The following is a 10,832-nucleotide window of genomic DNA, read 5'->3' as shown; positions in this document are numbered from 1 at the left end:
CCAGTATTGCCACCTTTTCACCCCGCTTCTCGGATTGATGACTAGTCGCTTCCGAGGGGGCGATGCTTTCACTCCTGCACCTGGAGGGAGGGTCTTACACCCTCATGGTCATTCAGTTATCATGGTTCTGATGGCTTGCGCCTCATTTACCAAGTCCGTCATCCCTAAATATGGCTACTTATTTCGACGGAACGAATCGCACCTACTACACCTTTATCCTAAGTTAAACAAATTTATGTAACAGGGTATAGCCTGTATTGAAAAGACTTGATATCTTGATAGTAGGCACAGAAATAAATCGGGATTTGGGGTTGTGCCTCCTGCCCTGAGCCACTTACAGCTTACTAGAGCTTGGTAGAAAGATAAAAGAAGGACGGCGCGTGTTTTAACTTAACTTGTGGCCTAGCTGATGTATAAAGTTCAGCAATGAGTAGCTAACAATGCGGTTAAAGCAGAGAGCCAAACCAAACTGAAAACCGATAAACGGAGGAATACTCAAGACTGTTTAGTGAAGGCTGTAAGCATCTGTAAACCCTAGTTGTATACTGTATTGAATAACTTGTGCGTGAACCAGGTAACCTTTACCTGGTTCACTGAGTTTTTGGGGATATTCGCCCATCATTTAAATTAATTACTAAAAAGCAGCCTAATCCTTGCCATTAAAATCCTCAAGCCGGCTCAGGCGAGGACGGATCAATTCAAAATCTCAAAATCCAAAATCCAAAATCGGTTAGCTTTGACATCTTCCCAGGCGCGGATGAGGATGAGAATGTAACTTTCGCCCCTCATGAAGATATGCAGCCCGAACTGAACGCTAATATCCTAATGGTTGACGACCATCCAGAAAATCTGGTGGCTCTAGAAGCGATACTAGATAGTCTCGGTCAAAACTTGGTAAAAGCTACATCAGGTATGGAAGCCTTGAGATGTCTGCTGAATCAGGATTTTGCGGTGATTCTGCTGGACGTTCAGATGCCAGGGATGGATGGATTTGAGACGGCGACACTGATTCGACAACGACCGCGATCGCAATATACCCCTATTATTTTTATCACCGCCATCAATCGCAGCGACACCCATGTAGCTAGAGGTTATTCCCTAGGTGCGGTGGACTATCTGTTCAAACCAGTTGAGCCGGAAATATTAATATCGAAAGTTGCCGTGTTTGTCTCTCTCCATAAGAAAACGGCCCAGGTGAAACGACAAGCTAAACAACTTGAAACGACAAACATTGAACTAGAAACCGAAATCAAATCGCGGCAACGTGCTGAAGAGTTGCTACGCCATGCACACGGTCAATTAGAAATTAAGGTTCAGGAACGCACAGCAGCATTAGCCAAAGCCAATGAATTACTGAAAGCTGAAATTGCTGAGCGTGTAAGGACTGAGGAAGCTTTGCAACAGGCAAAAGAAGCCGCTGAAGTTGCCAATCGTGCTAAATCAGATTTTTTGTCTATGGTATCTCATGAACTGCGGACACCCCTAACGTCTGTAATCGGTTTTGCCAAGATTATTAAGAAAAAACTAGATAGCGTTATCTTTCCTGAAATTACTACAGAAGACAAAAAGATTCAAAAGGCAATCAAGCAGGTAGGAGACAATATTGACATCATTGTTTCTGAAGGAGAGAGGCTAACCACGTTAATTAATGATGTCCTCGACCTAGCCAAGTTAGAGGCAGGAAGAGTAGAGTGGAAGCCAGAGCCAATCTCGGTTACTCAAATCATTGAGCAGGCAACCGCTGCTACATCAGCTCTGTTTGAGGCGAAAAGGCTTAAACTTTTTATAGAGCTTGAAGAAGAATTGCCTGAGATTCTGGGCGATCGCGACAGGTTAGTACAGGTTGTAATTAATTTAATTTCCAATGCCATCAAGTTTACGGAAAAAGGTTTTGTAACCTGTAGGGTCAGGAGAACAGATCATGCGATCACCGTCAGTATCATCGATAGTGGTATTGGTATTGCAGAGACTGACCGATCGCAAGTATTTGAGCAATTTAGGCAAATCGGCAACACTCTAACAGATAAACCCAAGGGTACAGGTCTTGGGTTGCCAATCTGCAAACAGATTGTGGAGCACCATGGCGGCACAATTTGGGTCGAAAGTGAACTGGGAAAGGGAAGTAATTTCTCGTTCACTTTACCTATCAATGCAGGAACAACGGTTGAGTTAAATAAAATCGATCTAGACATGACGATAAGGCAACTTAAAGAACCTGTAGTCACTAACATGCTGCCACCAGCTCAACAGAATAAAACTATTCTGGTTGTGGATGATGAGGCACCAATTCGCCAATTGCTCAGAGAACAACTCGAAGCCGAGGGGTATATTGTCAGGGAAGCGAAAGACGGGATGGATGCCATTACACAGGTAAGGATAAAAAGCCCAGACCTGATTATTTTGGATGTCGTCATGCCTCAAATGAGTGGGTTTGATGTAGCGGCTATACTTAAAAATAATCCTGACACTAGGGAAATTCCCATTATTATCCTGTCCATTGTAGGCGAAGAGGAAAGGGGCTATCGTCTCGGTGCGGACAAATATTTAGCTAAGCCCATTGATACAGAAGCGCTGCTCAAAGAAATTGATGTATTGGTTTCTCAGGGAACCTCAACGAAGAAAATTCTAGTCGTGGATGAAAATGTATCAGCCGCCAAGGCGCTGGCTGATGTCCTACAGGCTAAAGGCTACAGTGTAGTTGAGGCATTTACTAGCGACGAAGTGGTATCAAAGGCCAAATCAGTTAAACCGGATATGATTATTGCCAAATCTCTGGTTTTGGAGCATCCCGATCTGGTCAAGACTTGGCGATTTGAGAAAGAATTAGAAAACGTATTTTTTATTTTAGTAAATGATGAAGAATCTAGTGAATCAAATAAGTCTTAAACGGCTTGTTGATAAAAAAGAAGTAACAGCTATTATCAATGACATCAGCGATGTCATGAAAATGCCACTATGCATTCAGGATGCAGAGGGCAGAGTTGTACTGGGTCATGTCTCTAATGATTCACTGAACACCTATCCGATAAAGCTTGGAGAACAGGTGATTGGGTGGATCATCGGATTAGAAAATACTGCCATCGTCGCATCTCTTATCACTTATTTAGCCAATCAAGAATTTGAAAAAAAAACTTTGGCTCGTGAAACCCTGGATCGATATAAAGAAATAAATCTTCTTTATAATATTTCGGGGAAATTATCGATTTGTTTGGACTTTAATGCGGTCGCAAAATTAGTCATTGATGAAGCGACGAAACTAATCCAAGCCGACAGTGCATCAGCTATGTTATTAGATGAAAAGACAGGAAACCTGGAAATTATTGCAGCTTTAGGTAAGGCACACGATCCTCAACTAATTCTGCGTCCTGGTGTTGGTATAGCTGGCAGTGTATTTCAGACAGGAAGGGCAGAAATACTCAATGATGTGGAGTCCGATCCTAGATTTGTTCTATCTGCTAATCCGATCAGATCTCTGATTTGTGCTCCACTCAAGACACAGAATGTTGTTATGGGTGTACTCAATATCAGTAGTGGGGAGCCAATCAACTATACAGCGCAAGATTTAAAACTTGCGATCGCTCTTGCATCCCAAGGCGCATCTGCTATTGAAAATGCTCTCCTTCATGCCGACAAACTGCGACAAGAGCGAATTAAAAGTAATTTAGAGCGCTATCTTTCTACACAACTGGTTGAAGCTATTTTAGAGGCTAAAGAAGATATTTCCTTGGCTCCGGCTAAAAGGGATATAACCCTGCTTTTTTCGGATATTAGAGACTTTACCACTAAATGCGAAGAACTCGCACCAGAAGCCATTGTAGAATACTTAAATGAGTATTTTACTCACATGGTAGAGGTAATCTTTAGTCGTGGGGGTACTGTCAATAAGTTTGTTGGCGACATGATTGTTGCGATGTTTGGTGCACCCTCAAGGCTAGTTGATAGTGAAAAACGGGCGATCGAAACGGCTATTGAAATGCAAAAACGGATAAAAACAATTTCAGTGCCTTGGATTAGAAAGAATTTTATTACAGGAATTGGCATCGGTGGGGGAGAGGTCGTTGTTGGTAACGTTGGCTCTCCACAGCACATGGACTATACGGCAATAGGCGATAAAGTTAATATAGCGTCCCGACTGCAATCGATTGCTAAAGGCGAACAAATTCTAGTCAGCCGTAAGATTTATGAGGCGACACAAAACCTTTTTGAATTTAAGGAGGTTGGTCTCGTACAGGTTAAAGGCAAGAAAAAACCTATAGAAGTTTTTGAAGTAATCTATTAAACATAATGAGATTAGATGAATAAAAAAATATTAATAGTCGATGATGAACCTCACATTAGACTGTTACTGGAACAAACTCTAGAGGACTTGGAAGACGGGGGGGTAGAATTACTGACGGCAGAGAATGGGGAACAGGCTCTTGAGGCGATCGAGACAGAGCGACCTGACATTGTCTTTCTGGATGTAATGATGCCTAAAATGAACGGCTTTGATGTGTGCCACGCCGTTAAGAATGAACTCCAAATTGACGGAATTTACATTATCATGCTGACCGCAAAGGGTCAGGAGTTTGATAAACAAAGAGGGCATCAAGTTGGTGTTGATATGTACATGACAAAGCCTTTCGATCCCGATGAGGTGCTAGAAAAATCGGTGGAGGTTCTTGGCCTTTGAATATGTCATACCAAATTCAACTTGTAGACCCCTTTTTTAAGCGTCTAAACCATCTCTTCCCCATCCTCATGCTTAACTTTGACCCCACTCCTTGGGGGAATCAGGGGATTATCGCAACGAATTGGCCATCACTCACTTGTTGGGTGCAGGAAAAGTATGTGACAAAAAAATAACGACCCAGATCTTTGGGTCGCTAAGTATTATGCATTAATCAAGTGTTTTAAGCCAAACGACCTAATCAATCTCGATGGATGTCGGTGCAGAACCGTTTGTTCCAGTAGAAGTCAGAGGCTTGCGATAAGCGGCATAGAGGCGATCGCGCCAGTTAAAGAAGGTTTCGTAAACGCTACTATCGGCTAAACCTGGAATTCCCTTACCTTTGATGTTTTCAGGCAAATCCAGGTAAGGGCCTTCGGGAAACTTGAGCAACAGGCTGACACCCGCGACAGCAAAATCAGCTAAGCTAGGTTGGTTTCCGACCAGATAAGGACTATCCAGAAGCAGCAGACTCAGGGCTTCCAGGTCTTGCTTTAGGGCATCTCTGGCATCTTTTACCGCATCCGGGCCAGCCCCAACACCGGTACCCAAAATCTCAAGTACTTCCGGCGGGACAGCACCGACTAAGGTTTTGAGAAAGTCAGGCGTCGTGTTGGGCAAAACCGATTTCCGGAAAGTGGGACTCTGGCTCATTGCGCCATAGAGTACCTTCCGACTTTTAACACCAATAGACTCATCCGCCCACTCTTCGATGAGCAAACACAGTCCCCGTTCTTTGGGATCGGTGGGAATGAGCGGCCTGTCGGGATACTTCCGATCCAAATACATCGCGATCGCCGTAGAATCACTAATTACAGTATCCCCATCTTTAAGCACGGGTAGCTTCCGTTGACCAGATAGCTGGAAGACTTCTAGCTGCCCTACTCCTGGCGTCACTTCGATTTTTCGATAGGCTAGCCCTTTATAGTCCAGGATGAGCCGTACTTTTTCAGAGTATTGCGATAGCTCAAATTGGTACAACTCCAGCATTCTATATCTCCTTGCTATTTATTTAGAGACCATTGCCAATTTAACGTCTCCAGCTTAGTCTATATCCCTTTTCCCGTCTGGAAATTCCTAATTCCTCATCCTCAATCCCTATTTTGAGCCAAAAATTTAAGTTTTAGAAGACCCGAAAAACTCTAAATTGGCTGAGAAAGGATGGGAAAATTTATTTATGTAAAAACCCCCATCTTTGACATGGGGGATAAGGCGTCACCAGAGCCTGAAATGGAGTTTTTCCAGAGGTTAAGGTTTAGAGAGCGCGTCTGGTCAATAAACCCCAAATGAAGATCACCACGATCGCACCAAGGACTGCAAAAATAATGCTCGGTAACGTCAAAGCTCCTACTGATGCTGCTGCCGCCCCCGAACCTGGGAGTAACACGGTACCCAACCATCCTCCGACTAACGCACCCAGGATGCCTAAACCAATCGTGGCAAAGATTCCACCACCTTGAGGACCGGGATAGATGGCTCTGGCGATCGCACCAGCAATCAGACCCAAAATGATCCACGCAAGAATACCTGTCATGTTGATTTTCCCCCTCGCTGATTAACGTCCTTTTCCTGGCTTGAGCGATACCCAACTTAGAATGAGATACTTACGCAGCCCGTCTGGTGAACATGCCCCACAGGAAGAGAAGAACTAAGGCCCCAATAATGGCGAAGATAATACTGGGAATACTTAAAGCGCCTGCTGTTGCTCCTGCACTGGTTCCCAAGAAGAGATTACCCAGCCAGCCTCCAACCATAGCACCCAAAACTCCTAAACCAATCGTTGCAAAGATTCCACCGCCTTGGTGACCGGGATAGATGGCTTTGGCGATCGCACCAGCAATCAGACCTAAAACGAGCCAAGCAATAACATTAATTACCATTTTATTTTTCTCCCTTTTTGATTAAACTTTTTTCTTGCTTTGTACATTTAGAATATCAAGCTGAACAACTTCGTCACCTCTATCAGAGGGTATAATCGAAAGGTAGAGAAATATTAAGCTTTTTCGGAATGTTTTCTATCTAAAGACGAAGGGTATTGTTCACTTTTTCCACTTCACACTTTTTTCGCCCTGACTGCCATTAAAGAGAATGAAGCCTTGTATTAATTCTGCTGTTGGAGGCTTGACAGGAATTGTAGTTGAGATGGCGAAAAAGACGAGTGGCAGCCTTTGACAACCGATTGGGGATAAAAGAACGATGGCTCAACAACGAAGCGGTTCTCGAAGAGCTGGTGTACCGACCCGGTGGCTCTTGAAAGCCTCCAAGGCATAGGCCAACAAAGATCAGAACTTATAGAACTCACTCAAAGGGCTAATACCGCGTTGATGAACTCGATGAAGTCCCCAAAAAGTAGATGAGTGTAGTGATTGATACGATTCACAACCAGAAAACTGAAAAAGCTTCTCATATTTCTGGAGGTTAAGACTATCTCCCAAGAGATACTCTTGAGTTCATCTGGCGATAGAAACTTTCCTAGACTATTAGATCTAGACATTTGTTGATCTCTATTTCTTAAATCTACGAGTCATGATTTTGTTGTTCGTAGAACCTGACTTCAGTTACGTCCTTTGAGGATATTATCTCCTATTGATTCTTGCCTTGATTATCATTATCAATTCCATCTATTATTTTCTGCCCATTGTTTAATTAAAACTGACGCTAAGCCGTAAACTACTATTACAATCCCCAAGATGACGATGTCCTCCTGAGATGCAAGCCCATTTTTTTGAAGAAGACTGAGCGTCTTACCCAGGCGTCAGTCTTATGGATTACCGTCTGAGAACGGAGTCAAACTCATTCTCATAATTAGGGTCGTCAGTACCGAGCATCTTGTCCCAGAAAGTGAAATAAAGTCCGTAGTGTACTGTGTACTTGCGATGATGGATAGAGTGATGCGTCGAACCGATGAACCACCTTCCCAGCCAGTGGCGGGGAAACGATGAGGGAAATAGCTCGAATCCCAGATGATTCAACACAGACCAGACCGTCATCGTCATGAGTACGGCAACCAAGGTGATGATATGGAGCGGTACAACAAAAATTACACTGACAAAGAAGAGCGATTGAATCAGCGCCTCCGGTAGGTCGAACGCGAAGGAAGTCCACGGAGTTGGATCTCCCGAACGGTGGTGACCCTGGTGCAGCCATCTCAGGAGCAAGGGGTGATGAAACATCCGATGCATGAAATAAAAGTACGTATCCTGGAGGATGAGCACCGCCACAAAGCTGACCCCCAAATACCACAGTCCATACTGGTGTGGGTCAGTGTACAAGCGAGTGACTTCCCAACCGTGTTCTGAGATTATCAATGCAGCGCACAGCGCAAAAACCACCGCAGAAAGAACGGATAATTCCAAATCCTTTTGGATCGATCTCCATAGGGGAGGCGACCGACGCAACCCTCGTTTGGGGAAGCGCTTCCCCAGATCCGAATAGAAGATCAAGTAGGTTCCCCCAGCGATGAGAAAGTAGCGGGCAAGAATAGCCCCGAAAAAGATGAAGCAATAGTACAAAAATGAGTGGTCTGCCAATTTAACGTTTCCTCTTTGAAGTCAGATGGTAGTTTACCCCTGACACCGAGTTGCATTCAAAGATAGTAGATCGGTGGGATGGGGAGAGAGTGGGGGAGGGGGAGAGTGAGGAAGAGATTCTTGAGACGCTTAGAAGGTTTAGAAGTCGCATTGGGTATCAAACGACATGCGAAAAAGGTGCGGAATATCAACCTATCCCGCACCTCCCTGTTCAACTTCAGTTACTTTAAACAGTCGCAGGTACCTTTTCTAGAGATCGGACTTGGCTGAGGAGATTTTGTAATTCCTCACCTTCGATGACCTCAACATCTAAGATTCTCTGTGCAATTTTTTCCAGCAAATCTCGATTGTTGTTGAGAATATCTAAGGCTTGCTGATGTGCCCTTTCCACAATCTCCTTAACTTCTTCATCGATCGCTTTTGCGGTTTCATCACTCACCATGCGGCGGGGATTCATCATTGCGCCATCCCCTAAGAAGTTATTCTGCTGACCCTTCTCGTAAGCAAGGGGGCCGAGTACCTTGCTCATGCCGTAGGTGGTGACCATCCGTTCTGCTAAGTCGGTGGCTCGCTGCAAGTCATTGGCCGCACCTGTCGTAATGTTCCCAAAGACAACCTCTTCGGCGGAACGTCCACCCAAAAGCGTCGCAATCTGACCCCGAAGTTCGCCTTCATCCATCAAAAAGCGGTCTTCCGTGGGTACTTGTAAGGTGTAACCAAGCGCTGCCATCCCACGAGGCACGATGGAAATTTTCGCCACCTTACTCCCTCCTGGCAGCAGCGCACCCACTAGAGCGTGACCCACTTCGTGGTAAGCGACAATCTTTTTCTCTTTTTCATTGAGGACGCGGCTTTTCTTCTCTAAACCGGCCACAACTCGCTCGATCGCTTCGTTAAAATCCGCCTGAGCAACGGTTTCACGCCTGCCGCGTGCGGCTAACAGCGCAGCTTCATTGACCAAATTCGCCAAATCTGCACCGGCAAAACCAGGGGTACGAGCGGCGAGCGTATGTAAGTCTATATCATCACCCAGCTTCACCTTCCCAGCGTAGATATTTAAAATCGCTTCCCGTCCCGATAAGTCAGGGCGATCCACTAATACCTGACGATCAAAGCGTCCCGGACGTAACAAAGCAGGGTCTAAGGATTCAGGACGGTTGGTCGCCGCTAGCACAATTACTGTGGTATTACTTGCCGCAAAACCATCCATCTCCGTCAGCAACTGGTTGAGCGTTTGCTCCCGCTCATCGTTACCCCCCATCAATCCACCACTGGCGCGAGACTTGCCAATCGCATCCAATTCATCAATGAACACAATGCAAGGTGCTTTCTTTTTAGCTTCTTCAAACAAATCGCGTACTCGCGCCGCACCTGCACCGACAAACAGTTCCACAAATTCGGAACCAGAGATACTGAAGAAGGGTACACCCGCTTCTCCCGCTACCGCCTTAGCCATGAGCGTTTTACCGGTTCCTGGAGGGCCAACTAGCAGCACGCCTTTGGGAATACGAGCACCAATATTAGTAAACCGCTGCGGAGTTTTCAGAAAATCAACAATTTCTACTAATTCAGTCTTCGCTTCTTCCACCCCAGCCACATCGGCAAAGGTGGTTTTAGTCGATTCGCCTTCTACATAAACTTTAGCCTTGCTCTTGGTAAAGGAGAGCGCACCTTGTGGGCCACCGCCACCAAAGCGTCCTGCAAAGAACTGCAAAATACCCACAAAAATCAGGGGAGGAATCACCCAACCCAAGAGTGTGGTAAACCAGTTCCCCTTCGCCGGTGGGGCAGCCGCGAACTGAACTCCTTTATCTTCTAGCCGTTTGGGCAAATCTAGATCGAAGATGGGGGTGGTAGAGAGGACTTGTCCGGGTTGGTCGCCTTCCCCTTTTAGCTGGTAGCGAATCTGGTCTTGCCCGACGTAAGCCTGCGCCACTTTGCCATCTTGCACTTGGTCAATAAATATGCTGTAGGGGACTCGCTGAGTCTGTGGTCCCAAAAATGCAGGCAAAAATAAGTTTGCCACTAAGAACAAACCGGCCACTAAGAAGAGAATATTGGCAATCTGCCGACTGCGAGGGAGTTGAGGTTTATCTTTAATACTCATGGGTTTAAAGCTGTTTTATCAAACCGTTACTTTAATAATTGTAAAATTTCTTAACCCAACTGAACTCCCTCTAGAGTCGGCGATCGCTCCACTAAGATGGTTCGGGTTTCCACCATTACGAGAGGTTACAACTAAGGGTATGGAACTCGAAAAGCTAGGATTTTGGCTAAACGATTGGGGGAAAATTGATAAAAAACACAGAAAAAGAAGAAATTGAGGCCGTTGGTAATTTTAAGATTTTCCCAGATCAAAATCGCTGTAATAATTAACCCAAAAACTTTTAATTTTAATACTTAAACTTGTAAGAGAGAGACTTTTTTCATAAAATTAAGGCACGACAATAGCTGAAATTCTCTAAAATTTGTCAGCGAGGCGTAAGCCCTATCCTAAAACCTCTTACTAGAGGAATGAGCCGCCCGACATCACTGATTCAAAGAACTTCTGAATTCAACGGATACAAAGGTGGCGTTGATTACCCCTTAAGGGT

At 44.9% G+C, this 10,832-nt stretch carries 9 protein-coding genes; 4 read left to right on the top strand and 5 right to left on the bottom strand.

Translation table 11 applies throughout. The annotated features are described in order from the left end of the window. From NDI48_05555 to NDI48_05540, 4 genes are all read left to right on the top strand, one after another. Nucleotides 1-241 (top strand): hypothetical protein (locus NDI48_05555; GenBank protein ID MEP0830672.1); only part of this gene is annotated, 241 nt, incomplete at its 5' end. 554 nt (nt 242-795) lie between these two features. Beyond that, nucleotides 796-2,886, top strand: a complete 2,091-nt coding sequence (locus NDI48_05550) for a response regulator (GenBank protein ID MEP0830671.1) — start codon at nt 796-798, stop codon at nt 2,884-2,886. Then, complete coding sequence (locus NDI48_05545; GenBank protein MEP0830670.1) at nt 2,852-4,279, top strand: GAF domain-containing protein; 1,428 nt, start codon at nt 2,852-2,854, stop codon at nt 4,277-4,279. The genes NDI48_05550 and NDI48_05545 overlap by 35 nt, the downstream gene beginning before the upstream one ends. 15 nt (nt 4,280-4,294) lie before the next feature. Continuing rightward, nucleotides 4,295-4,672 (top strand): response regulator, encoded by a 378-nt coding sequence (locus tag NDI48_05540; protein ID MEP0830669.1) that lies wholly within the window; start codon nt 4,295-4,297, stop codon nt 4,670-4,672. A gap of 234 nt (nt 4,673-4,906) precedes the next feature. Here the strand turns inward: NDI48_05540 and NDI48_05535 are convergent, their stop codons facing one another. The 5 genes from NDI48_05535 to ftsH4 form a co-directional block, all read right to left on the bottom strand. Continuing rightward, nucleotides 4,907-5,698: a glutathione S-transferase family protein gene (locus tag NDI48_05535; protein ID MEP0830668.1), complete on the bottom strand. Its 792-nt coding sequence runs from the start codon at nt 5,696-5,698 to the stop codon at nt 4,907-4,909. A 265-nt stretch (nt 5,699-5,963) separates the two neighbouring features. Next, on the bottom strand, nt 5,964-6,242 hold the full coding sequence (locus NDI48_05530) for a GlsB/YeaQ/YmgE family stress response membrane protein (protein MEP0830667.1): 279 nt from the start codon (nt 6,240-6,242) through the stop codon (nt 5,964-5,966). A gap of 70 nt (nt 6,243-6,312) precedes the next feature. Further along, nucleotides 6,313-6,588 (bottom strand): GlsB/YeaQ/YmgE family stress response membrane protein, encoded by a 276-nt coding sequence (locus NDI48_05525; GenBank protein ID MEP0830666.1) that lies wholly within the window; start codon nt 6,586-6,588, stop codon nt 6,313-6,315. An 888-nt stretch (nt 6,589-7,476) separates the two neighbouring features. Continuing rightward, the gene (locus tag NDI48_05520) at nt 7,477-8,238 is read right to left on the bottom strand and encodes a sterol desaturase family protein (protein ID MEP0830665.1); all 762 of its coding nucleotides are present in this window, start codon (nt 8,236-8,238) and stop codon (nt 7,477-7,479) included. Between the two features lie 226 nt (nt 8,239-8,464). Next, nucleotides 8,465-10,345, bottom strand: a complete 1,881-nt coding sequence (gene ftsH4 / locus NDI48_05515; protein ID MEP0830664.1) for an ATP-dependent zinc metalloprotease FtsH4 — start codon at nt 10,343-10,345, stop codon at nt 8,465-8,467. Nucleotides 10,346-10,832: the final 487 nt, after the last annotated feature.

Origin of the sequence: Microcoleus sp. AS-A8, from assembly GCA_039962225.1 — a bacterium.
Classification (GTDB): Bacteria; Cyanobacteriota; Cyanobacteriia; order Cyanobacteriales; family Coleofasciculaceae; genus Allocoleopsis.
This window is presented reverse-complemented; position numbering and strand designations above follow the sequence as displayed.

Bases quoted from the DNA above. Each gene is read 5' to 3' on its own strand.
- NDI48_05545 (MEP0830670.1), top strand. From the start codon at position 2,852: ATGATGAAGAATCTAGTGAATCAAATAAGTCTTAAACGGCTTGTTGAT.
- NDI48_05525 (MEP0830666.1), bottom strand. From the start codon at position 6,588: ATGGTAATTAATGTTATTGCTTGGCTCGTTTTAGGTCTGATTGCTGGT.
- NDI48_05550 (MEP0830671.1), top strand. From the start codon at position 796: ATGCAGCCCGAACTGAACGCTAATATCCTAATGGTTGACGACCATCCA.
- NDI48_05535 (MEP0830668.1), bottom strand. From the start codon at position 5,698: ATGCTGGAGTTGTACCAATTTGAGCTATCGCAATACTCTGAAAAAGTA.
- ftsH4 (MEP0830664.1), bottom strand. From the start codon at position 10,345: ATGAGTATTAAAGATAAACCTCAACTCCCTCGCAGTCGGCAGATTGCC.
- NDI48_05540 (MEP0830669.1), top strand. From the start codon at position 4,295: ATGAATAAAAAAATATTAATAGTCGATGATGAACCTCACATTAGACTG.
- NDI48_05530 (MEP0830667.1), bottom strand. From the start codon at position 6,242: ATGACAGGTATTCTTGCGTGGATCATTTTGGGTCTGATTGCTGGTGCG.